Source organism: Sphingomonas quercus (genome assembly GCF_018863195.1).
GTDB classification, from domain to species: Bacteria; Pseudomonadota; Alphaproteobacteria; order Sphingomonadales; family Sphingomonadaceae; genus Solisphingomonas; species Solisphingomonas quercus.
In genome coordinates, this window is sequence record NZ_JAHKRT010000002.1 from 564,422 (window position 1) to 588,808 (window position 24,387).

Here is a 24,387-nt window from a genome sequence, read left to right on the forward strand (position 1 = left end):
CGGTTACGAGCCTGCCGCGAGAGGAAGAGGAGAGGCGAATGCGTGCGGGATATGCCACCAAGGGCGTCGGCGCCAAGGCGCTCGTCCTTGTCGCCTTGTTCGCCGGCACGGCGGTCGTCGCCGTCGCCGCCACCGGCCCACGCGCGCCGAACGGACGCTATTATCTGTCGCAGCCGCTGGTCTCGAAAATCTACACCGCCGATCCCTCGGCCCATGTCTTCAACGGCAAGATCTACGTTTATCCCAGCCACGACATCCCGACGCCCACCGCCGACGACGATCTCGGCAACCAATATGCGATGCGCGACTATCGCGTGCTGCGCATGGACCGGATCGGCGGCCCGGTGACGATCGGGCCGGTGGCGCTGGATGTGAAGGACGTGCCCTGGGCCTCGCAGCAGATGTGGGCGCCGGATGCGGCCTATCGGAACGGCACCTATTATCTCTATTTCCCGGCGCGCGACCGCTCCCGGGACAAGAACGGGCTGGGCGCGTTCCGCATCGGCGTCGCCACCTCTACCAACCCGATGGGGCCGTTCAAGGCGGAGCCACGGCCGATCGCCGGCAGCTTCTCGATGGACCCGGCGGTGTTCACCGACACGGACGGCACCAGCTATATGTATTTCGGCGGCATCTGGGGCGGCCAGCTCCAGCGCTGGGCAAGCGGACGCTATGATCCGAACGGCAGCGATACCGACCTCAAGCAGGATGATCGCCCGGCGCTTTCCGGCAAGGTGGTCCGCATGAATGCGGATATGAAGAGCTTCGCCGAGCGTCCGCGTGACGCCGTGATCCTCGACGAGCGTGGCAAGCCCGTGCTCGGCGGCAATCATGACCGGCGCTTCTTCGAAGGCTCGTGGGTGTTCAAGCGGAACGGCAAATATTATTATACCTATTCCACCGGCGACACTCATTTCCTGAACTACGCCATCGGCAGCAGCCCTTATGGCCCCTTCAAATATACCGGCCATATCCTGAAGCCCGTGCAGGGCTGGACGACCCATCATTCGATCATCCAGTCGGGCGGGAAGTGGTGGCTCTTCTATGCCGACACGCAATTGAGCGGAAAGAACCATCTTCGCAACGTCAAGGTCACCGAACTCAGGTTCAACCCGGACGGGACCATTCCGACCATCGACCCCTTCGTCGACTGACGCGCCGTCGCTGGCGCGCAGCCGGGTCCGCCCTCTTGGCGTCTCGATCAAATACTATATGATCGGGAAAAACGGGAGGAGGGTGGGGTGCGGAGAGCGGTATTCATCGCAGGCGCGTTGCTGGCTGGCGGCGCCGTGGCGCAGGCGCCGGCGGATCTGCCGTTTCGCAATCCGGCGCTGCCGATGGGGCAGCGCGTCGACGACCTCGTCGGCCGTCTGACGCTGGAGGAGAAGGCATCGCAGCTCGTCAATCAGGCGCGGGCGGTTCCGCGGCTGGGCATCCCCGCCTATGACTGGTGGAGCGAGGCGCTCCATGGCATCGCCAATAACGGCTATGCGACCGTCTTTCCCGAACCGGTCGGGCTGGCCGCCACCTTCGATCCCGACGCGGTGCGCGCGATGGGCGTGGCGATCGGCGACGAGGGCCGGGTCAAGTGGAACCAGGTCGAGCGCAGCGGCGCCGAGCACAGGATCATGCAGGGCTTGACCTTCTGGTCGCCGAACATCAATATCTTCCGTGATCCGCGCTGGGGACGGGGGCAGGAAACCTATGGCGAAGACCCGTATCTGACCGGCGCGCTGGGCGTCGCCTTCGTCCGCGGCATGCAGGGCGACGACCCGCGCTACTATCGCGTCTCCGCGACCGCCAAACATTATGCCGTCCATAGCGGACCCGAGCCCGGTCGCCACAGTGACGATGTGCGGGCCAGCCTCCACGACATGGAGGACACCTATCTGCCCGCCTTCCGCCAGCTCGTCACCGAGGGCCATGTCGAGTCGGTGATGTGCGCGTACAATGCGGTCAACGGCCAGCCGGCCTGCGCCAGCGACTTCCTGCTGCGCGACCGATTGCGCAGCGCCTGGGGGTTCAAGGGCCATCTCGTCTCCGACTGCGATTCGATCGCGGATATCCAGCGCGGGCACCGTTACGCCGCGAGCCTCGCGGAAGCGGCGGCGGTGTCGATGAAGCTCGGCGTCGACAATGACTGCACCGAATATGGGCGCGAGCCCGGCCCGACTTCCGATTATGATCGCTATCGCGAGGCGATGCAGAGCGGACTGCTGCCGGAGAGTGTCGTCGATCAGTCGCTCAGGCGCCTGTTCGCGGTGCGGATGCGGCTGGGGCTTTTCGATCCGCCGGCCATGGTGCCCTATAACGCCATCCCTGACACGGCGCTGAATTCGCCTGCCCATCGCGCGCTCGCGTTGAAGCTGGCCCGTGAATCGATGGTGCTGCTCAAGAATGATGGCGTCCTGCCGCTTGCCGCCGCGAAGGTGAAACGCATCGCAGTGGTCGGGCCGCTGGCCGATCAGGTCGACGTGTTGCTCGGCAATTATCGTGGCCAGCCGCTCCATCCCGTCACCGCGCTGGAGGGCCTGCGGGCGGCATTTCCGGACGCGCAGATCAGCTTTGAGCCGGGCACCGATTTCCTGCGCGCGGCCGAGCCGGTGCCGACCGCGGCGCTGGCGACGGATGACGGCCGTCCTGGGCTGAAGGGCGAATATTGGCGTGGAAACGGCCTCACCGGCGTGCCTGCGGTGACGCGGATCGATCCGCGCGTGGCGTTCGATCGCAATACGCCGTCCGCGATTCCCGACGCGGCGACCATCTCCGCGCGATGGAGCGGCACGGTGACCGCGCCAGAGACAGCGACCTATCGGATCGGCGTCGACGGCCGCAACGCCCGGCTGTGGATCGACGGCAAGCTCGTCGCCGACAATAGCGATGCACAGCAGCGCGGGCCCAATCTGGTGGAGATGCCATTCCGCGCCGGCCAGCACCACGATGTCCGCATCGAGCAGGTCGGCGGCCGCTTCCCGCCGCGCTTCGTCTGGAACGCGATCCGGCCGGATGCGCTGGCGCGCGCGGTAGCGGCGGCACGCGACGCCGACATCGTCATCGCCGTGGCCGGCATCACCTCGGCGCTGGAGGGCGAGGAGATGACGGTCGACATTCCGGGCTTCAAGGGTGGAGATCGCACCAGTCTCGACCTGCCGGCCCCCGAGGAGGAGGTGCTGAAGGCGGTCAAGGCGACGGGCAAGCCGCTCGTCGTGGTGCTGATGAACGGCTCGGCCCTGTCGGTGAACTGGGCGGCGGCGAACGCCAATGCCATCCTCGAGGCGTGGTACCCGGGGCAGGAGGGCGGCACCGCGATCGCCGACACGCTGGCCGGCGTCAACAATCCGTCCGGTCGATTGCCGGTGACCTTCTACACCGGCGTCGACCAGCTGCCGCCGTTCGGCGACTATGCCATGGCCGGGCGGACCTATCGCTATTTCACCGGCAAGCCGCTCTATCCGTTCGGCCACGGGCTGAGCTACACCCGGTTCAGCTATGGCTCCCCGACGCTGTCGCGCACCAGGCTGCGGGCCGGCGAGACCCTCGGCGTCGACGTCGTCGTGCGCAATATCGGCGCCGTCGCGGGCGAGGAGGTCGCGCAACTCTATCTTGGCTTCCCGGGCGCCCCCGGCATGCCGATCCGGGCCTTGCGCGGCTTCAGGCGCGTGGCGCTCGCCCCCGGCGCAAGCGCGAGGCTGCATTTCGAGCTGTCGCCGCGCGACCTGTCGAGCGTCAGCGCCGCCGGCGTTCGCTCGGTCACGCCCGGCACCTACCGGATGAGCATCGGCGGCGGTCAGCCGGGTGAAGGGGTGGCGTCGGTGGCGACCTCCTTCACCGTTGCCGGCGCATTCCCGCTGCCGCTCTGATCCCCGCCCGACCGAGGCCCGCCATGATCCGCATTCCTGCCGCTGCCATGCTGCTCCTGACGGGCTCCGCCGGCTTCGCCGCTCCGCTGCTCCATCCGATGTTCCAGGATCACGCCGTGCTCCAGCGCGACGTGCCGATACCGGTCTATGGCAGCGCTGTCGCCGGCAGCGAGATCAGCGTCACGCTCGGCCCGGCGACGGCGGCGGCGCGCGCCGGCAGCGACGGCAGCTGGCGCGCCACACTGCCGGCGATGAAGGCGGGCGGGCCCTACCGCCTGCACGCGGCATCGGCGGACGGCGCGGGCGAAACCGTCGATGACGTGCTGATCGGGGACGTGTTCCTGTGCGGCGGCCAGTCGAACATGCAGCTTCAGGTGCGGGCGGCGAACGGCTTCGCGATGGAACAGCGCAACGCCACCGACGGGCAGATCCGGCAGCTCACCGTGCAGACCAGGGACAGCCTGACACCGCTCGCGACCTTTGCCACGCCGGTGGCCTGGATCCCCGCCGCGCCGGATACGATCGGCGGCTTTTCGGCGAGCTGCTATTTCTTCGCGCGCGAACTGAAGCGCACCGCCGGCGTCCCGATCGGGCTCGTGGCGGCGCCGTGGGGAGGCAGCCGGGTGCGCGACTGGCTGAGCGAGGCCGGGCTGCGCAAGCTCGGCGTCTATGATGACGATCTCGATCTCCTCGCCCGCTATCGTCGCGATCCGCAGGATGGCCAGCGCGGCTGGGCAGCGAAATGGGAGGCGTGGTGGCGCGGACTCGGCATTTCCGGGCAAGCGCCATGGTCCCATCCTATGACGCGTCCGGTTGGGCGGTTGCACCGGCGGCGCTCGGCCCATGGGCGCTGTGGAAGAGCAGCTCACCCGACGGCTTCACCGGGCAGATGTGGCTGCGCACCGAGGTGACGCTCACCGCTGAACAGGCGGCGAGGCAGGCGACGCTCGATCTCGGCACGGCCAATGAGGAGGAGCAGAGCTGGGTCAATGGCCAGCCGGTCGGTGGCAGCTCCTGGCAACCGGAAGCGCGCCATCCCCTGCCTGCGGGGGTGCTCCGCGCCGGCGCGAACGTCATCGTCGCCAATATTTTCTGCAGCTGGCGCAATTGCGGCCTGACCGGGCCGGCCGCCAGCCGCGCGCTGCGCTTCGCAGACGGCAGCGCCGTCCCCCTGGCCGGACCATGGCGCTATCGGGAAATGGCCAACGGGGCAATCGCCCCACAGCTGCCCTGGGGACCGGCGCATGGCGTCGCCGTCGCCTATAACGGCATGATCGCGCCGATCGGGCCGTACGCGTTTCGGGCTGCGCTGTGGTACCAAGGGGAATCCGACGTCCACTTCGCGCCGCTTTACGCGACGACGCTGACGGCGCTGTTCGCCGACTGGCGTGCCCGGTTCGGCCCGGACCTGCCCTTCCTGGTGGTGCAGCTGCCCAATTTCGGGCCTTTGGTTACCGAGCCCGTCCATTCGGATATCGCCGATATCCGCGAGGCCCAGCGACGGGCCACCGTCGCCGACCGGAACGCGGCCTATATCGTGACCATCGACATCGGCGATCGGCATGACATTCATCCGACCAACAAGCAGGAGGTCGGTCGCCGCCTCGCGGCGGCGGCGCGTGGCCTCGTCTATGGCGAGGCGCCGCAACCCGGGGGGCCGCGCCCGGTGGCCGCGACATGGGCGGGCGAGGCGGTCACGGTGCGCTTTGCCGGGTTGAAAGGGGCGCTGACCTCGTTCAGCGGCGCCCCCAACGCCTTCGAGCTCTGTGGGGCCGGGGAAGGCTCGTGCCGCTTCGTGGCGGCGCGGATCGCGGGACCGGATCGTGTCCTGCTCCCGCTTGCGAGCGGAGCGCCGCGCCCGCTTCGCGTGCGCTATTGCTGGGGCGACAGCCCGATCTGCACGCTCTCGGACGGTTCGGCCCTCCCGGCCTCGCCGTTCGAGCTCCCCGTCGAATGAGAAGCGGCGCCCGGGCCGGCCGGGCCTGGCATGCGTAACCGAGAGCGCGGAGCGTGCGACCTGTTCGACGTGCGGAACGATGTCCTCGATCTTGCGATGGTGTACGACGAACACGTCCGTGCCGGTGACTTCTCCCGGCGTGGCTTTGAACTGGGCCGAGCGCAGAAAGGCGGTTTCGCCGCCGCGCGGCTGGATGGTGCCATGTTCCTGATCGACGCGATATTCTCATTGCTCGTCAGCGTGGCGAAGATGCGTTGGGCGTCGGCGATGCCGGAACAGGCCCCGGGGCCCGCCGGCGGGGTCTAGTCCGCCGCCGCCGGCGCCGCGGCGTGATGACGACGACGTCGGGAGCGTAGTCGGCCATGATGGCCTTGATGTCGCCCGCCTTCATCGCCGCCGACGGACGGAGCATTTCGTCAACGGCCGGCGATTTGCTTCGGGCGCTTTCGACTGGCGACAAGGTCTGTTCTGGAAAGACGCCGGATGGAGGCTTCCAGCCGCTTTTCCGCTTCGTAAATCGCGCGCTGCGTCTCAAGCGCCGTCTTCATATGCTCGCGCGCCGCCGATTGGGCGGCCGCCACATCCCGGTCCATGATGGCCTCAAAGATCGCGCGATGCTCGTCTATCTGCGATCCGCGGTCGGCGCGATGCTTATAGAGATTCTGGCGGTTCGAATAGACGCTCGATCGCAGGACGCCTTCGAGGCTGTTCATAAAATGAAGCATCATTATATTATGGCTGGATTCGTAGATCGCGAAGTGAAAGTCGGCATCGGTTCGTCCGATCTCGTCGATATCATCTTCGTTGTGAGCCTTGACCATGGCGTTGAAGCGCTCTTCAAGCATGCTGCGGTTGACGTCCGATGCCCGTTCGGCCGCGTAGCCGGCGGCAGCGGCCTCGACCACCGCGCGCAGCTCCATGAGGTCGGTTCGCGCGTCCGGATTGTCCATCAGTGCGATCAGCGGATCGCGCAGGCTCTTTCCGATATTCTCGCTCACATAAGTGGCGCCCTGGGCATTGGTGGTGAGCAGGCCTTCCGCGATGAGCCTGTCGAGCCCCTCGCGCAGCGACGGCCGCGAGACGTTCAGCTTGGCGGAAAGCTCGCGCTCAGCCAGCAGTCGCTCACCCGGCTGGAGTACCCCTTCCAGAATGAGCTGCTGAATATGCTCGGCAATCGTGTCGGCTAGCCGAATCGGCTTTATAGGCAACGTAAACCTCCGCGTTTCATCGGGGTAATTTGACACTGGCGACTTCCTCGCGCCAGAGGGGCTGTGGTAAAAGTTTTTGGCCATTGTGGATTCTGGTCAGGAGATATATGCAAACCCCTCGCTCCGAGAATCTGCATCAGTGGACATGGGGCTGACCCGTTCATGGAGGAGAGGGCATGAAAAGCTTCCTGAGGTGTGCAGGCTCGCTGATTGGCGCCAGAAATGTTTCTGGAGTTTTGCCGGCTGGTGGGAAAATGCTCTGCAGGACTGACGCAGGGCGGTCGGCTACCGGCTAATCTCGAATCGTGATTGTCGAAAGTCGCGGGTGCGGAAAAATCCTCCGTGCCTGGCTTTGTATTCACCGTAATTGGTTGGACGGATCATGAAATCAGCACAGGACCAGTTTGCCGCACCCACTTGCCCTTCCGAAGAAAGTGTTGCCGGCTCCGCCTTCTCGCTCAATCGCCGCCGGTTCATGGAGGGTGCCGCGATCGCCGGCGCCATGGCGACCCTTGGCGGGCAGGCCTGGGCGCAGGGCGGCGCACGCTCTGCCGGCGGCGGCGCCATGGACGATTCCCGGCTGCCCGACGGCGCGACCTTTGCCCGCTGGGAGCAGCCACTGACCTTCACCAGGACCTATTATGTCGACAACACCGCCGCCGGTGCTGACGACAATGGCCCGGGGGATAAGGCGCATCCGTTCCGCACGATCGGGAAAGCGGCCCAGGTGCTGCAGCCCGGCGAGCGTGTGATCATCGCCGCGGGCACGTACCGCGAGTGCGTTCGCCCGGCGCGCGGCGGAACCGGCCCGACCCAGATGATCAGCTATGAGGCCGCACCCGGCGCGAAGGTCTACATCAAGGGATCCGAGGTCCTGAAGGACGGTTGGAAGCCGGAGACGGTTTCACGGGGACCGCGTGACGCGGCGACCCCCGGCGTCACGGTCTGGCGCTATGATCTTTCCAACGCGCTGTTTCCCGATCTTTATAATCCCTTCGCCCTGCCCAGCGTGATGGGCTCCTGGGGGTGGCTGGATCCGACGATCGCGGACATGGGGCCTTACCTGCGCCGCCGCGGTCTCGTATTCGTCGATGGCAAGCCGCTGGAGCCGATGGAGCAGCTCAACGAACTGGCGATGCCCGAGCTGCCGGCGATTCCGGATTTTACCCGGCCGCCGGTGTCGCTGCGCGGCATGCCGCCGCGCCGTCGTGGCGGACCTGTCATGCAGGAGATTGGCGGCTCCCCCAATGCCCGTCTGTGGGTGAACAATGACGGCACCGCGATCTATATCCGGCTGGAATCGGGAACGCCCGCCGATCACCTGATCGAGGCCACGACCCGTGTCGCCACCTTCGTGCCGGCGCAACCGGGGCTGAACTATATCCGCGTGAAGGGGCTCACCTTCCAGCATGCCGGCAATCCCTATCCCTATCCGTCCGCCCAGGACGGCATGGTCGGGCTGGGCGGCGGCGATCACTGGATCGTCGAGGACAACACCATCGAATGGGCGAACGGCGTCGGCCTCGTCATCGGTCGCGACGCCAATTACGGCGCCGGCGCGCGCAACCCCGGCCTCGCGCAGATCATACGCCGCAACAACATTCGCTATTGTGGCGTCTCCGGCCTTTCCGGCGGCGGCACGACCGACACGCTCATCGAAGACAATATGATCGAATGGTGCGGCTGGGCGGATGCCGAGCGGGGTTGGGAAGCCGGCGCGGTCAAATTCCATTTCGCGGTGAACATGCTGTTTCGCCGCAACGTCATCCGGCACATTCGCCATGCCGCCGGTGCATGGTGGGACGTGAACAACAAGAACTGCCGCATCACCCGCAACGTCGTCGCCGACGTGTTTTCGGTGGGCGCCGGGGTCCACATGGAGATGAACCCCGATCAGAACCAGATCGACAACAACATCATCTGGGATGTCCGCAACTCTGAACCGGGTACCCCCGGTCAGCGCGGTTGCGCCGGATCGGGCATTTTCGACAATGCCACGGACAAGCTGATCATCACGCAGAATCTGATCGGCCGATGCGACAATGCGGGCATATTTCCGATCATTCGTCAGGACCGCGGCGCAGGCACCGGCACCGGCAATGAAGTGGTCAACAACATCTTCGTCAAATGCGAGCGGGCCGGCATCATCTTCCTGAACCGGAACAACAAGGCGGACGCCAATGTCTACGTCAACATGCCGTGGACATTCCAGGGGTTGTTCGAAGGGGTCGTGCCGCCGACCTATGATCCGCTTGCCTGGCAACACATCAAATACCGCAGTCTGGCGGACTGGCAGGCGCTCGGCTGGGACAAGAACTCGATCATCGCGGACGCGCAGGTCGATTTCGATCCGAAGACGCTGCGGCTCACCTTCATCAGCGCCAGGCCGCTGCCGCGCGTGAGCGCGATCAACAATGTCCAGTCGGATCTGCTCGGCCGGCCGGCCGGCGCGATGCGTGTCGCGGGTCCGATGGCGGATCTCGGCGGCAAGACCTCCTGGAACGCGGACCCTCGCCAGGTCTGACCGTCCCGGCGCCCCCGCGGTTACGGAAGCGCGCGGGGCAGCGACGTGCGGTCGCGCGGGCAGTCGACGAATGCTGCCGGATGTCACAATCCGGCGGCAATCGTGGCGCGACAATATTGCCAAGCCGCCGCAGTGGTAATGTTATTTGACCATTGTGTGATTTGGCTAAGAGATATATGCAAATTCATCGACTCCGAGAATCCGCACAGGCGGGCGGCGGGTCGACCGTTTTCGGGAGGAGAGGATATGAACAGCCTTTGGAAGGCATCGATCTTCATGGTCGGTGCCAGCACTATCGCGATCGGCACCCAGGCGTCTGCTCAGGCCGTTGCCGGCGGACAGCCGGGTGGCGACGCGGCAGTGCAGAGCGGAGTTCCGGCTCCGGCTCCGGCCGCAGATGCGTCGGCGGCAGGCGAGATCGTCGTCACCGGATCGCGTGTCGTTTCGAACGGCAACCAGGCTCCGACCCCGGTCACCGTGGTCTCGACGCAGCGCCTGCTCGAAACCACCCCGTCGAGCATTTCGGACGGCCTCAACCAGTTGCCCCAGTTCGCCGGCCAGCCTTCCCAGCGCAGCATCGGCTCCGCGCAGGGCAACAGCTCCGCCGCCACGCTCAACCTGCGTCACTTCGGCAGCAACAGAAATCTTGTGCTTCTTGACGGCAATCGCCTGCCGCCGGCGGGCAGCGGCGGCGCCGTCGATACCAACATCATCCCGCAGGCGCTCGTCCAGCGTGTCGAGGTGGTGACCGGCGGCGCCTCCGCCGTCTACGGGTCGGACGCCGTCACCGGCGTGATCAACTATATCCTCGACAAGAACTTCAATGGCCTGAAGTTCAATTCGCAGGCTGGTCTGTCGACCTATGGTGACAATGCCTCGTGGCGGGTCGGCGTCGCGGCGGGCATGCCGTTGTTCGACGGGCGCGGGCACATCGAGGCGAGCTTCGATCACTATGACTCGAAGGGCATCAAGGACGTCGCCGGGCGCCCGTTGGGCAAGGATTACTGGATCGTCGGCGGCGCGGGGACGCAGGCCAATCCCTTCCGGCTGGTCAAGAACGGCCGCACGCTGCTCGGCTCGCCCGGCGGCATGATCGTCAACACCACCACGCCCGGCCTTGCCGACACCGCCTTCAACAGCAACGGCGTGCCGACGCCCTTCATCCACGGGGCATCATCCGGCGTGAACGGCATCGAATCCGGTGGCGACGGCGGCTATTATGACGACGGCACGCTGCTGGCGCCGGTGCGCACCAACCAGGCATTCGCCCGCTTCGATTACGAGATCACCAACGACATAAGTGCCTATGTGCAGGGTAGCTATTCCGATTCCGCTGCCAAATATCCCTATGCATCGGCGCGTTATGTCGCGGACATCCTCAGCGGCAATCCCTTCATTCCTGCATCGATCCAGCAGATCATGACGCAGACCGGAACCAAGTCGATCCAGGTCGGCCGCCTGCAAAGCCGGGAGAACGGCCTGCCCGGCCGCATCAACGACCCGTTCAACCGCAACGTCTACGCGATGGCGGGTTTGAAGGGGAAGGTCTTCGGAAGGTTCGACTGGAACCTCAACTATATCTACTCGCAGAATGACCTGCGGGTGATCAACCACAACAATACTTATACGCCGCGCTACGCGGCCGCGCTGGACGCGGTTCGCGATCCCGCCACCGGTCGGGTGGTGTGCCAGGTGTCGTTGACGCCGAATGCGAACCTGTTCCCGGGTTGCGAGCCGCTCAACGTCTTCGGCCCGACAGCGCCCAGCGCGAGCGCCTATGACTGGATCACCGACGACACGCGGTTCAAGCTGACCAATCGCATGAATGACGTGAACCTGTCCGTCTCGGGCGAGGTCTTTTCCTTGTGGGCCGGCCCGGTGACGGCGGCGCTCAGCGGCGAATATCGCACGCTGTCGCTGCGCAACCGCAGCAGCGCCCAGGCTGCCGCGCAGCCCGATTGCACCGGTATCCGCGACGCCGCCAATTGCTCGGCTTCCACCCCGCAATGGCAGCATGACGTATCGACCAGCATGTTCGGCAAGCAGAACGTCAAGGAAGTCGCCGGTGAGCTTCTGATCCCGTTGCTCAGGGACGTGCCGCTGATCCAGTCGCTCGAGCTCAACCTCGCGGGTCGCTACACGGATTACAGCACCAGCGGCGGCGTCGGCACGTGGAAGATCGGCGGCACCTGGCAGGTCAGCCACGAACTGCGCATCCGCGGCACGCGTTCGCGCGATATCAGGGCACCTACTCTCAACGACCTCTTCGCGCCGACGTCGATCTCCCCGACCGGCTTTACGGATCTGCACACCAACCAGAGCAGGCCCGTGAACGTGATCCGACAGGGCAATCCGGATCTGAAGCCCGAGGTCGCGATGACGACGACGGTGGGCGTGGTGTTCCAGCCGGAATGGATCCCCGGCTTCAGCCTTGCGGTCGATTATTATAACATCAAGATCAACAACGCGATCAGCAGCACTTCGGGTTTCAGCGTCGACGTCCAGCGCGAGTGCGAGACATCCAATGGCGCGTCTCCGCTCTGTAGCCTGCTTGAGCGTCCGTTGCCGTTCAGCGATCGCTCGGCGGCGAATTTCCCGACGCGGGTGTTCTCGCAGAGTGTGAACTCGGCGCGATCCTGGACCCGCGGCGTCGATGTCGAGGCCAATTACAGCTTCGACATGGCCAACCTGATCAAGAGCGTGCCCGGCAGGCTCGCGATCCGCGCGCTGGTCGCCTATCAGCCGACCCTCAAGACGCAGACGCTGATCAGCCTGCCCGCCCGCGAGAATGCCGGCATCGTCGCGAACCCGACCAGCGGCGGCTTCGGCTCCAAGGTCAATGCCAATCTCAGCCTCAGCTATACCTCCGAGGGTCTGAGCGTGTTCGTGACCGAGCGCTGGCAGTCCAAGCAGCATCCCAGCGATCCGGCGATCAGCTTTGATCTCCGGCCCGATATTCCGGCCTACAGCTATACGGATATTTCGTTCAACTACCGGATCCGGCTGGGTGACGACAACACCATCTCGCCATTTGTTTCGATCCAGAACCTGTTCAACAAGCAGCCCCCGCTGATCGGCGGACAGAACAACGTGCCCGGGCTCTACTATCCCACGGGACAGGGCTTCGACGTGATCGGTCGGTATTTCACCGTCGGCGTGAAGGGCAAGTTCTGATCGCTGACATGTCGGTGGGATGATCCGTGGCGCCGGTGGATCGGAGCTTTCCACTGTCCGCCGGCGCGCGGATCACGCTGCACAAGGGCCCGTAACGATGCAAAGCGGCCAATCCCGTGTCAGGCTGAAGCTGATCTTCATGCTCTTCATCCTGAGTTCGATCGCGTTCCTGGACCGGACCAACATCTCCGTCGCCGGCGTGCAGATGCGCGAGGAATACGGGCTGGATCAGGTCCATCTCGGCTGGGTCTTCAGCGCGTTTCTGGTCGGTTATGCCGCCTTTCAGGTGCCGGCCGGCTGGCTGGCAGGGCGGATCGGCCCGCGCCGCGTCCTTGCCATGGGGGTGGTCTGGTGGGGCGTGTTCACCGCGCTGACTGCGCTGGTCTCCCCGATGCTCGGCGCGGTGTTGCCGCAGCTCGTTCTCGTGCGCTTCCTGTTGGGGGCGGGCGAGGCGGTGGTCTATCCGGCGGGCAACCAGTTTGTGTCGCAATGGATTCCTGCCCAGGAGCGCGGCAAGGCCAATGGCTGGATCTTCGCGGGCGTGGGCATGGGGGCCGGGCTGACGCCGCCACTTGTCACCGCGATCATCCTGTGGGGCGGGTGGCGCGCCTCGTTCTTCGTCTGCGCCCTGCTGGGCGTGGCGGCGGGCGGCATCTGGTATCTGGCGGCGCGCGACCGGCCGGAGGACCATCCCGGCATGTCGTCGGCCGAACTCGCGCATATCCGCGCCGGTTTGCCCGCGTCCGGGGCCGGGCGACATGTCGCGACGCCGTGGGGCCTGATCCTCTCGAACCGCAACGTCTGGGCATTGTTCACCAGTTACTTTGCGTTTGGCTATGTTGTCTGGTTGTTCTTCAGCTGGTTCTTCATCTACCTTGCCGAGGCGCGACACGTCGACCTCAAGTCGAGCGCGCTCTACAGCATGCTGCCATTCATCGCGATGACCGTCTGCTGCCTGGCGGGTGGCATGGTGAATGACGCGGTCGCGCGGCGGCACGGGCTGTTCTGGGGAAGATGCGGGATCGCTGTCGTCGCATTCATCCTCACCGCCGCCTTTCTCGTCGCCGGCGCGGCGGCCACGGATACGACGGTAGCGGTGCTGATCCTCGCCGGCGGGGCAGGCGCCACCTATCTCGCGCAAAGCTCGTTCTGGTCGGTGACGGCCGATTTCGCGGCGCCCCATACCGGGGTTGTCTCCGGGTTCATGAACATGGGTTGCCAGATCGGCGGCGCGATCACCGCGTCGCTGACGCCCTGGATCGCCGCCCAGTTCGGCTGGACCGCCGCCTTCGGCACGGCGGCCGGCTTCGCGACGGTCGGGGCGGTGGCGTGGCTTTTCGTCGACCCGGCAAAGCCGCTCATCCGCCCCGGCGGGATGCATTCAGGCGCGATGTCCGCGCCGGCCGGGGCCTGATCGCATGCGCCCGATCGAACAGGGTCGGCAGGAAAGGAACGCAATGGGCTCTTCAGCCATGCCCCCGGCAAAGGTGGATGACATGACGCCGATCTATCGAAAGATAGCGCTTCGTGTCATTCCCTTCCTCTTCATCTGTTATCTGTTCAACTATATCGACCGCGTTAACGTCGGCTTCGCGAAGTTGCAGATGCTCGAAGAGCTGGGAATGAGCGAGGCCGTATACGGACTCGGCGCGGGGATTTTCTTCATCGGCTATCTCGTCTGCGGCATCCCCAGCAATCTGATGCTCCAGAAGGTCGGGGCGCGGCGGTGGATCGCCTTGATGATGGTGAGCTGGGGGCTGTTCTCGACAGCGCTGATGTTCGTGCGGACGCCGGCCGGCTTCTATATGCTGCGCCTCCTGACCGGCGCCGCCGAGGCCGGATTCTTCCCCGGTATCGTCCTTTACCTGACGCGCTGGTTCCCGCAGGCGAGGCACGGCCGCGTCATGACGTTGTTCATGTCCGCCATCCCGATTTCAGGTGTGCTGGGCGGGCCGGTGTCGGGCTGGATCCTCGGCCACTTCTCCGCCGGGCAGCACGGGCTCTCCGCCTGGCAATGGCTGTTCCTGCTCCAGGGCCTGCCGACCGTTGTTCTCGGCATGCTCGTCTGGTTCGTGCTGGATGATGGCGCCGAGCAGGCGGACTGGCTCAGCCCGGGCGAAAAGCGCGCCCTGCGCGACGATCTGGCGCGGGACGAGGCGGCCCGGCCGGAGGGCGCCGCGATCACGTTCGGGGGCATGATCCGCAACCCAGTCATCTGGCTGCTGGGAGCGCTCTATTTCTTCATCCAGAGTGGCGTCTACGGGATAAATTTCTGGCTGCCCACGATCATCGCCAATAGCGGCCACGCGGACCCGGTGGCGATCGGCCTGCTCAGCGCCATCCCCTATCTCGCGGCGGTGATCTTCATGGTGGCGATGGGGCATTCGGCCGACCGCCGACGGGAACGGCGCTGGCACCTCGTCGTGCCGCTGGCGCTCAGCCTGGCCGGCCTGCTGATCGCCGCCGCCGCGCAGGATCCCGGCGTGTCCCTGGCCGGCATGACGCTCGCCACGGCGGGCGCGCTGACCGGGCTCCCCTTGTTCTGGCCGCTCGCCAACAGCCAGCTCAGCGCGGCGACCGCCGCAGCCGGGTTCGCGCTGATCAATTCCTGCGGACAGATTGCCGGTTTCGTGAGCCCTTATTTGATCGGCCTGATCAAGGACAGCACCGGCAACACCGCCACGGCGCTCATCGCGCTTGCCGCCGGCATGTCGATCGGCGCCCTGATCGTGGTCTGCGTGCCGGCGCACAAGACGCTGCGCTGAGCCAGGGAATCCTCATGAAGATCGTAATTGCGTCAGATTCGTTCAAGGAAAGCCTTTCGGCATGGGAAGTCGCGAACCATATCGAGGCCGGCTTTCGCGAAATCTTCCCTGACTGGACCTATGTGAAGGTGCCCGTCGCGGATGGCGGGGAGGGGACGGTCGACACGCTGGTCGCCGCGACCGAGGGGCGCATCATCACCCGATCGGTCACCGGCCCGCTGGGTGAGCCGATCGAAGCCGACTTCGGCCTTACCGGGGACGGCATGACGGCGGTGATCGAGATGGCCGCGACCAGTGGGCTGATGCGGCTGCCGGTCGAGCGGCGCGATCCGACCCGCGCCACCACGTTCGGGGTCGGGGAGCTGATCCGCCACGCACTCGATCTCGGCGCGCGGCACTTCGTCATCGGCATCGGCGGCAGCGCGACCAACGATGGCGGTGCCGGCATGGCGCAGGCGCTCGGCGTGAAGCTGCTCGACGCCGACGGCCGCGCGATCGGCTTTGGCGGCGGCGCGCTGGCGGCGCTCTCGCGGATCGACATCACCGGTATCGAGCCACGTCTGGCCGAATGCACGATCGAGGTCGCCTGCGATGTCGACAACCCGCTGCTCGGACCGCTGGGCGCCTCCGCCATTTTCGGGCCGCAAAAGGGCGCGACCCCGGCGATGGTGGCGTCGCTTGACGACAATCTGCGCCATTATGCGGCGCGGATCGAGGCGGATCTGGGCAAGGCCGTCGCCGATCTGCCGGGCGGGGGGGCGGCCGGGGGCCTCGGCGCGGCGATGGTCGCCTTCCTCGACGCGCAGCTTCGCCCCGGCGTCGAGATCGTCACCAAGGCCGTCGGATTGGACGCCATCATCAAGCATGCCGACCTGGTCATCACCGGCGAAGGCCAGATCGACGGTCAAAGCATTCGCGGCAAGACCCCGGTCGGCGTGGCCGGCATCGCGAAGCGGCATGGCAAACCGGTCATCGCCATCGGTGGCGCGCTGGGTGCCGGCGCCGAGCTGATCCACGGCCACGGCATCGACGCGGTGTTCAGCGTGCTCAACCAATGCTGCACGCTCGATCAGGCGTTGCTGCGCGCCGCGGAGAATGTGCGCGTCACCGCCCGCAACGTCGCCGCCACGCTCCGGATCGGCGCCGAGGCCGCCCTCCTGGCGCGCGGCCGCCCGCCGTGCGCACGCGCGCCCGGCGACGGGAATGCGCACGCCCGGATGCTTTCAGAGTGACGGATAGCCGCCAGACAACCCGGCGATGGGAGAGACTGATGCGAAAGGAACTTCTGGTCTTCTTGGCATGCTTGCCGATGCTGCCGGCCGTGGCGGCCGCGCAGGTCGCCAAGCCGCTGGCGGAGCGTGTCGGCCATGCCGACCCGGCCCGTTATCGTCACAGCGAGGCGGTGCATGACGGCGCCGGGGCGATGGACTTCGCGCCGCTTCTGGGTGCCAGCGCGCTCAGCACCAACCTGCTCTTCGTGCATCGCGGCGTCATCCAGCCGCACAGCGGCATCGGCCAGCATTTCCATAACCAGTGCGAGGAGATGTTCGTCATCCTCGACGGCGAGGCGGAGTTCACCGTCGACGGGCGGACCTCCCGGTTGAAAGGGCCCGCCGGCGTGCCCGACCGCATGGGGCATGCCCATGGCATCTACAACCCGACCGACAAGCCGCTGCAGTGGCTGAACATCAATGTCAGCATGACCAAGCGCTACGACGCCTTCAACCTCAAGGACACCCGCGTCGGCGCCGCCATCGATCCGGTGCCCCAGTTCATCAGCTACCGGCTCGACAAGAGCCTGCTCAAGGCGGTGCAGGGCATGAACGGCGGCACTGGCACCGTCCAGTATCGCCGGGCCCTCGATCCCAGCGTGTTCACCACCAGCTGGTCCTATATCGATCATCTGATCGTGCCGCCGGGGGCTTCGGTCGGCTCCGTGACCCAGCCTGATATGAGCGAGGTCTATTATGTCATTTCCGGGGACGGCAGCTTCACCGTCGGTTCCGAGACGGTGGCGGTCAAGGCGGGCGACGCCATTCCGGTAGACCTCGATCAGGCCCGTTCGATCAAGGGCGGACAGGCGCCGCTTGAATTCCTCATCGTCGGCGTCGCGCGCGATCTTGCCGCCAAGGAAGCGTGGACCGCCGCCCGCCAGGAGCCACGCCGGTGAAGCGCGCGGCCATCCTCCCCCTGCTCGGGCTGACCGCGATCGGCCTTGCCATGCAGGCGAACGCCCAGGCGAAGCCCGACTGGCCAAGCTATGGCCGCGATCCCGGCGGCCAGCGCCACTCCCCGCTCAAGCAGATAACTCCGGCCAACGTCGCCCGTCTGAAAATCGCCTGGACCTATCATATGCGTCCGGCCCAGCCCGCCCCCGGCATGGCGGCCGCACCCGTCGATCCCGAGACCGGCGCCGGCCGCCGGGCGTCGCGCTTCATCCCGTCGCAGGCCACCCCGATCGTGGTGAAGGGCGTCATGTACCTGCCAACGCCCTATGGCCGGGTGGTCGCGCTCGACGCCGACACCGGAAAGGAAATCTGGGCCTATGCGCTCGCCGGCAACGATCAGGCCGCGACACGCGGCGTCGAATATTGGCCCGGCATGGATGGCGCGCGCCCGCAGATCATCTTCGGCACCCGCGCCGGCAAGCTGATCGCGCTCGACGCCGGGAGCGGAAGGCCGGTCGCCGGCTTCGGCACCGATGGCATCGTCGATATGAAGACGCCCGAGGTGCTGAACGGCGCCAGCCCGTCGGCGACGATGTTCGGCATGAGCTCGCCACCGCTCGTCTATCGTAACCTCATCATCACCGGCTCGCGCGTGCAGGAAATGCCCTCTCAGGGGGCGGCCGGCGACGTGCGCGCCTGGGACGCCCGGACCGGCAGGCTCGTCTGGACGTTTCACACCATCCCGCGCCCAGGCGAGCCCGGTCACGAAACCTGGGAAGGCGACAGCTGGAAGAACCGTTCGGGCGTCAATGTCTGGACCTTCCTCGCCGCGGACGTCCAGCGCGGCATCGTCTACCTGCCGGTTGCCTCGCCCACGTTCGACCGTTGGGGCGGGGACCGCAAGGGCGCCAATCTCTATGGCACTTCGGTCGTCGCCCTCGATGCGGCGACCGGCAGATATCTGTGGCATTTCCAGACCGTGCATCACGATATCTGGGACCTCGACCTGACGAGCGCCTCGCTGGTCGACGTGCGCAGGAACGGGCGCACGATCCCGGCGATCGCGGTGATGAACAAGACCGCGATCCTGTTCCTGCTCGACCGCGTCACCGGCAAGCCGATCTACGAGGTCAAGGAAGTGCCGGTGCCGACCGAGACGGACATCGCCAGCGAGGCTCCATGGCCGACCCAGCCGATGCCGGTCACGCCGCCGCCGCTCGGCCGACTTTCGTTCACCATGGCCGAGCTGGCCGACGTCACGCCCGAGCTGAAGGGGCGCTGCGAGGCGCTGGTCAAGGAATGGAACATCGTCGAAAGCCGCATGTTCCAGCCGCTGCGGGCGGACTCCGCAGTCGCGTTCTTCCCGGGCAGCTTCGGGGGCGTCGACTGGGGCGGGGCCGCGTTCGATCCGAAGCTCGGCTATTACATCGTCAACATCAACAACCTCGCCAGCCCGCAGCAGCTCGAGAAGCAGCCGGACGGCTCCTATGTCCTCAAGGGCGGCTATCGCTACTTCTGGGATCGTGAGACCCGGCTGCCCTGCCAGAGGCCGCCCTGGGGCGAGCTCGTCGCGGTCGACGTGAACAAGGGCCGCATCGCCTGGCGCCGCACTCTCGGGGTGAGCGAGAACTTGCCCGCCGGCCTCCAGGAAACCGGTCGGCCGAGCCTCGGCGGGCCGATCACCACCGCGGCTGGCCTCACCTTCGTCGGCGGCACCGACGATAACCGGCTGCGCGCGTTCGACAGCCGCACCGGCAGGCAGCTCTGGGAGATGAAGCTTCCCGCCTCCATCTACGCGACGCCGATGACCTATCAGGGCAAGGCGGGCCGGCAATATGTCGCGGCCGTCAACACCGGCGGCATGGCCAGCGGGCCGGTCACCAACGACGCAGTCACCGCATTCGCCCTGCCCTGAGGCGGAGGACAGCCGCACGTCCCCATCATCTTGCCAAGGAACCACCCATGACGTCGCACAGACCGGCTTCCGGCGCCGTGTTCGGACTTGCCCTGCTCTCCGTGGTTGGTTCGGCGGCGACGAGGGCGCGCGGGGGCGCCGGCCCTCGAAAGGCGAGGAGCCTTCTCGCCCCTGGCGGCCCATTATGAGGACAGACGATGCCCAATTTCCCGACATCCTTGTTGACGATCGCACTGGCGACTTGCGTCGCGCTGGGCGCGCAAGCCGGCATCGCCCAGGATCCGAAGGCCCCGCCCGCAGACGGTGCGCCCCGGCTGGCGACGGGAGCGCAGGTGGAAAGAACATGCACGGCATGTCATGTCGCTGCCCAGTTCACCTCGCAGCGACGAACCCGGGAGCAATGGGCTGAGACCGTGAACACGATGATCGGCTATGGCGCGCAGGTTTCGGACGAGGAGTTCGAGCCGATTGTCAATTATCTCGCCGCCAATTTCGGAAACAAGGCTGCGTCGTCGGAGAAGGCAAAATAACCGAAGGTCGATCCTGCCTCATTGATCGAAGCCCCGGCATCGTTGATGCCGGGGATATTTTCGTCTCGGCGATATGGCAGGACACGGATGCGTCAGATGATGCCGCCATTGACGCGGATGGTCTGGCCGTTGATCCATCCCCCGCCCTCCCCGGCCAGAAAGGCGATGACGCTGGCGATGTCCGCGGGCTGGCCGAGGCGACCCAATGGCGTCATCCGCGCGAGATTGTCGAGCACCGGCTGGGGGGAGTGCGACAGAAGCTCGGTCTGCACCGGGCCGGGCGCGACCGCGTTCACGGTGATGTTGCGACCGGCCATCTCCCTCGCCATGACCACGGTCAGCGCCTCGATCGCGGCCTTGGTCGCCGCATAGATGCCGAAACTGGGCTGGTAGAGACCAACCACGCTCGACGAGAAGTTCACGACCCGTCCGCCATCGCGCAGGCGGCGCGACGCTTCGCGCATCGTGTTGAAACTGCCCTTGAGGTTCGTGTCGATCAGGCGGTTGAAACTCGCGTCGTCGAAATCGGCAAGCATGCCGACCGGCATGATCCCGGCGTTGTTCACGAGGATGTCGACACCGCCGAGCGCGGCGACGACATTCTCGAACATGCGAGCGACCTGCGCCGGATCGGAGACGTCGGCCTGCGCCGGCAGAGCGCGCCCGCCCTGCGCTTCGATGCGGGCGACGAGCGCCTCGGCCGCATCCGCGCTCGATGCATAGTTGACGACGACGGAGATGCCGTCCCTGGCGAGACGCTCCGCGATGACCGCGCCCATCCCGCGACCCGCGCCGGTGATGATCGCCACCTTCTGATGCTGATCGTTCATGATGCCGTCCCTTCCGTGATGTGATGCTCGTTGCACACCCGGGAATGTGGCATTCTATGCTTGCGGGATAATCAGCCCCGGGCCGGCAGGTTTGTCCGGCGAATGCGACTAATGTCGCGAGGCGGGCGGCGCTCTATTGCTTGCCGTGCAGGAGGAGCGCGACCCAGTCGATGAACACCCGGACGCGGGGAGAAAGCTGGCGGTTCTCCGGATAGAGGACGGAGATCGGTATCGGCGCCGGCGGCCAGGCTTCGAGGATGGGAACGAGGCTGCCGGCAGCGATGTCGCTGGCAACATGGTAGCGCGGGACCTGGATGATCCCGAAGCCGAGGCGGCAGAGCCTGACCATGGTTTCGGCGCCCTCCACGGTCACGCGCATCGGCAGCGTGACCTCCCTCGTCTTGCCATCCACGGTAAAATCGAGCGGGAAGACCGCCCGGCGGGCCGAGGAGAAGAAGCCGATCGCCTCATGCCCGTCGAGTTCGTCGATCGTCGCGGGTATCCCGTGCTTCTCTAGATAGGCCGGGCTGGCGCACGTCGTCTCCTGCAACATCGCCACCCGACGCCCGACCATGGTCTGGTCCCTGGGCTCGCCGGCGCGCACCACGCAGTCGATGCCCTCCCGCAGCGGGTCGCTGAGGCGATCGCCCTCGCTGATGTGGAGCGTGATCTCTGGATAGCGGGCCATGAAGTCGGGCAGGTGATCGAGCAGGAAATGGCGTGCCAGGGTACCGTGCAGATCGACGCGGAGGAGGCCCCTCGGCGTGGCCCCGCGGAACACCGCTTCGGCATCCTCCAGATCTCCGAGCAGGACGACGCAGCGGCGGTAATAGGCCTCTCCGTCGAGGGTCGGCGTGACGGTTCTCGTCGTGCGATTGAGCAGGCGCACGCCCAACCGGGCCTCCAGCTGCCTGATGACGTCGGTGGCCGTCTGCCTCGGCATGCCCAGATCCCCGGCGGCGAGCGTGAAACTGCGCCGCTCGACGATCCGGACGAAGAGCTGCATGGCTGCGAAGCGATCCATCACCGATCCTTATCGAAGCGCGGTGCGGAATTCATCCGGCCATCGCGCGCGAACGATCCGGTCGTGGCGCCGGATGCTGTCGCGGCGGCATTGCCTTCAGCCGATGGAAGCTTAGGTTAGCGTGGCCGCAAAACGAGGGTCGTGAATGGAAGGAAGGGCCAGTCTCGGTGGCCGGACGGGTGGTCCGGTCTTCCTGCTCTGGCTGTGCCTGTGCCTGGCGAGCGCGCTCGTCCACGCGCTCATTCCGCTCGAAGCGCCGTCGATCCGCGGTACGGGTTCCGCGTTCAGCGCCTCGACCAGCGCCGTCGCGATCAAGCCCGCTCGCTCATCGGTGGCGCGAGAGCAGCGGGCGCTGCCGGCGCGGAAAACCGGGGTGGGCGATGGGCGCGCCGATCCGGCGGGCGATTTCCCGCGCACCAGGCCGGCGTCGACGCCCTCCGTGCCGGCGGTCGTACCGGCCACGGCGTGGCCCGGGGAGGTGCCCTCGATCGCCGATGGCATCCGTTCCTCGCCAGCGCTGGCAAGGGCGCCGCCGCTCTCCTGACGAGCAGCCGGCCGTCGCCGGGCGTGCACGCCCGGTGGCAGCGTTGTCCGCCAGGAGACATGCCATGCCCCATTCCACCCCGTTGATCGGGACCATCGTCGCCGCGCTCGTCGCGGCATTCGCGATGGGCGCGCTCGCCCATCGCCTCCGCCTGCCGCCGATCGCCGGCTATCTGCTCGCCGGCGTCATCGTCGGTCCTTTCACGCCGGGTTATGTCGCCCATGGCGCGCTCGCCGCGGAGCTTGCCGAGATCGGGGTGATTCTGCTGATGTTCGGCGTCGGCCTGCATTTCTCTTTGCAGGATCTGCTGTCGGTCCGGCGTATCGCGGTGCCGGGGGCGATCGCCCAGATCATTGTCGCGACGCTGATGGGCATGGGGCTTGCCTGGGTGGTCGGCTGGACACCGGCGACGGGACTGGTCTTCGGCCTCGCCCTCTCGGTGGCGAGCACGGTCGTGTTGCTGCGCGCGCTCGAAGGGCGCGGCCTCGTCCAGACCGAGCGCGGGCGGATCGCGATCGGCTGGCTGATCGTCGAGGATCTGGTGATGGTGCTGGCGCTCGTGCTGCTGCCGGTCGCCGCGCAGCTGCTTTCGGGCGATGCAGCGCCCGGCGGGAGGGGTATCGCCGACCTGCTCGGCCTGACAATCGCCAAGATGATCGGCTTCGTCGCGCTGATGCTGGTCATCGGCAAGCGCGTCATCCCATGGGCGCTGCATTGGGTCGCGCACAGCGGCTCGCGCGAGTTGTTCCGGCTCGCCGTGCTCACCATCGCGCTCGGGGTCGCGTTCGGCGCCGCGCGGCTGTTCGGCGTGTCCTTCGCGCTGGGCGCGTTTTTCGCCGGCATGCTGCTCGGCGAAACCCAGCTCGGCAAGCGTGCGACGGAAGAGACGCTGCCGCTGCGGGATGCTTTCGCGGTGCTGTTCTTCGTGTCCGTGGGAATGTTGTTCAATCCCGCGGTGGTGCTCGAGCAACCGGGCGCGCTGGTTGCCACCGTGGCGATCATCGTGGTCGGCAAGTCGCTCGCCGCCTTCGCCATCGTGCGCCTGTTCGGCCACCCGACGCGCACGGCACTGACGATCGCGGCGAGCCTCGCCCAGATCGGCGAATTCTCCTTCATCCTCGCCGGGCTCGGCGTGCAGCTCGACATGGTGCCGGACGGCGTGAGGGACCTCGTCCTCGCCGGGGCGATCCTGTCGATCCTCATCAACCCGTTCCTCTTCCGCCTGATGGCCGGGCGGCGCGACGCGGCGGCGGAAATGCCGGACACCGCAGCCGAGGCGGCCGCCCTCGCCGAGGGCCTTGCCGGCCATGTCATCCTGGTCGGCCATGGCCGCGTCGGCGGTCGCATCGCGCGTGGCCTGTTCGCCGCCCGCCAGCCCTTTGTGGTGATCGAGGAGCAGCCGGATGTCGCGCGCTCCGCCCGCGACGACGGGTTCGCCGTGCTGCGAGCCAGCGCGACGCGGCCGGAGGCATTGCGTCAGGCCGGCGTGGAACGCGCCGCCAGACTGCTGATCGCCATTCCCGAGGGTTTCGAGGCGGGGGTGATCGCGGAGCGCGCGCGCGCTATCAATCCGGCTCTCACCATCATATCGCGCGCCCATTCCGACGAACAGGTCGCGCACATGCTGCGGCACGGCGCCGATGAAGTGGTCATGGGCGAGCAGCAGGTCGCGGCGGAGATGCTCTCCCTCGCCATCCCGAAGCCGAAACCAGCCGCAGAGCCCGTGCCCGCGCCGGCACCGAGGCCGGCCCGGGGCGATGCCGCAAGGCAGGAGCCGCCGCGCTGGTTCAAGGCGGCGATCTGGACCGGCATGGCCGCCGCGGCCGGCCTGATGGCCGGTATCATGGCGCAATGAGCGGGGCGGGATCGGCCGGCGGCGCGGCGGTGC

At 66.7% G+C, this 24,387-nt stretch carries 18 protein-coding genes; 15 read left to right on the top strand and 3 right to left on the bottom strand.

Annotated features, from left to right (window positions below; genetic code table 11):
- Positions 1 to 38: 38 nt before the first annotated feature.
- From KOF26_RS05810 to KOF26_RS05825, 5 genes are all read left to right on the top strand, one after another.
- Positions 39 to 1,154, top strand: a complete 1,116-nt coding sequence (locus tag KOF26_RS05810) for a glycoside hydrolase family 43 protein (RefSeq protein WP_216321486.1) — start codon at positions 39 to 41, stop codon at positions 1,152 to 1,154.
- Positions 1,155 to 1,241: 87 nt separating this feature from the next.
- Positions 1,242 to 3,860 carry a glycoside hydrolase family 3 C-terminal domain-containing protein gene (locus KOF26_RS05815; RefSeq protein ID WP_363181894.1) on the top strand — a complete coding sequence of 873 codons (2,619 nt, stop codon included), beginning with the start codon at positions 1,242 to 1,244 and terminating at the stop codon, positions 3,858 to 3,860.
- 47 nt (positions 3,861 to 3,907) lie between these two features.
- The gene (locus tag KOF26_RS17030; protein WP_253201117.1) at positions 3,908 to 4,771 is read left to right on the top strand and encodes a sialate O-acetylesterase; all 864 of its coding nucleotides are present in this window, start codon (positions 3,908 to 3,910) and stop codon (positions 4,769 to 4,771) included.
- 359 nt (positions 4,772 to 5,130) lie between these two features.
- A complete protein-coding gene (locus tag KOF26_RS17035; RefSeq protein ID WP_253201184.1) occupies positions 5,131 to 5,817 on the top strand; it encodes a sialate O-acetylesterase in 687 nt (228 codons plus the stop codon).
- Between the two features lie 30 nt (positions 5,818 to 5,847).
- Complete coding sequence (locus KOF26_RS05825; RefSeq protein WP_216321492.1) at positions 5,848 to 6,123, top strand: hypothetical protein; 276 nt, start codon at positions 5,848 to 5,850, stop codon at positions 6,121 to 6,123.
- Between the two features lie 110 nt (positions 6,124 to 6,233).
- On the opposite strand, the gene KOF26_RS05830 is transcribed toward KOF26_RS05825, so the two are convergent.
- Positions 6,234 to 7,061, bottom strand: coding sequence for an FCD domain-containing protein (locus KOF26_RS05830; protein WP_216321493.1), 828 nt, complete (start codon positions 7,059 to 7,061; stop codon positions 6,234 to 6,236).
- A gap of 346 nt (positions 7,062 to 7,407) precedes the next feature.
- Between KOF26_RS05830 and KOF26_RS05835 the strand changes: the two genes are divergently transcribed.
- The 8 genes from KOF26_RS05835 to KOF26_RS05870 all read left to right on the top strand — a co-directional run bounded on the left by KOF26_RS05835 (position 7,408) and on the right by KOF26_RS05870 (position 20,101).
- Positions 7,408 to 9,549 (top strand): right-handed parallel beta-helix repeat-containing protein, encoded by a 2,142-nt coding sequence (locus KOF26_RS05835; protein ID WP_216321496.1) that lies wholly within the window; start codon positions 7,408 to 7,410, stop codon positions 9,547 to 9,549.
- Between the two features lie 246 nt (positions 9,550 to 9,795).
- Entirely contained in the window at positions 9,796 to 12,723 is a 2,928-nt protein-coding gene (locus KOF26_RS05840) for a TonB-dependent receptor domain-containing protein (RefSeq protein WP_216321501.1), read from the top strand.
- A gap of 139 nt (positions 12,724 to 12,862) precedes the next feature.
- Positions 12,863 to 14,137 carry an MFS transporter gene (locus KOF26_RS05845; RefSeq protein WP_253201119.1) on the top strand — a complete coding sequence of 425 codons (1,275 nt, stop codon included), beginning with the start codon at positions 12,863 to 12,865 and terminating at the stop codon, positions 14,135 to 14,137.
- An 82-nt stretch (positions 14,138 to 14,219) separates the two neighbouring features.
- A complete protein-coding gene (locus tag KOF26_RS05850) occupies positions 14,220 to 15,488 on the top strand; it encodes an MFS transporter (RefSeq protein ID WP_216321507.1) in 1,269 nt (422 codons plus the stop codon).
- Positions 15,489 to 15,502: 14 nt separating this feature from the next.
- A complete protein-coding gene (locus tag KOF26_RS05855) occupies positions 15,503 to 16,720 on the top strand; it encodes a glycerate kinase (protein ID WP_216321509.1) in 1,218 nt (405 codons plus the stop codon).
- Positions 16,721 to 16,758: 38 nt separating this feature from the next.
- Positions 16,759 to 17,658, top strand: coding sequence for a cupin domain-containing protein (locus tag KOF26_RS05860; RefSeq protein WP_216321512.1), 900 nt, complete (start codon positions 16,759 to 16,761; stop codon positions 17,656 to 17,658).
- On the top strand, positions 17,655 to 19,571 hold the full coding sequence (locus tag KOF26_RS05865; protein ID WP_363181899.1) for a pyrroloquinoline quinone-dependent dehydrogenase: 1,917 nt from the start codon (positions 17,655 to 17,657) through the stop codon (positions 19,569 to 19,571). The genes KOF26_RS05860 and KOF26_RS05865 overlap by 4 nt, the downstream gene beginning before the upstream one ends.
- Before the next feature lie 221 nt (positions 19,572 to 19,792).
- On the top strand, positions 19,793 to 20,101 hold the full coding sequence (locus tag KOF26_RS05870) for a hypothetical protein (RefSeq protein ID WP_216321529.1): 309 nt from the start codon (positions 19,793 to 19,795) through the stop codon (positions 20,099 to 20,101).
- 92 nt (positions 20,102 to 20,193) lie between these two features.
- On the opposite strand, the gene KOF26_RS05875 is transcribed toward KOF26_RS05870, so the two are convergent.
- On the bottom strand, positions 20,194 to 20,931 hold the full coding sequence (locus tag KOF26_RS05875; RefSeq protein WP_216321531.1) for an SDR family oxidoreductase: 738 nt from the start codon (positions 20,929 to 20,931) through the stop codon (positions 20,194 to 20,196).
- Positions 20,932 to 21,064: 133 nt separating this feature from the next.
- Entirely contained in the window at positions 21,065 to 21,955 is an 891-nt protein-coding gene (locus tag KOF26_RS05880; protein WP_216321534.1) for a LysR family transcriptional regulator, read from the bottom strand.
- A gap of 145 nt (positions 21,956 to 22,100) precedes the next feature.
- On the opposite strand from KOF26_RS05880, the gene KOF26_RS05885 reads away from it, so the two are divergent.
- Both KOF26_RS05885 and KOF26_RS05890 read left to right on the top strand, forming a co-directional pair.
- Positions 22,101 to 22,499, top strand: a complete 399-nt coding sequence (locus tag KOF26_RS05885; RefSeq protein ID WP_216321537.1) for a hypothetical protein — start codon at positions 22,101 to 22,103, stop codon at positions 22,497 to 22,499.
- Positions 22,500 to 22,563: 64 nt separating this feature from the next.
- Positions 22,564 to 24,354 (top strand): cation:proton antiporter domain-containing protein, encoded by a 1,791-nt coding sequence (locus KOF26_RS05890; protein ID WP_216321541.1) that lies wholly within the window; start codon positions 22,564 to 22,566, stop codon positions 24,352 to 24,354.
- Positions 24,355 to 24,387 lie beyond the last annotated feature (33 nt).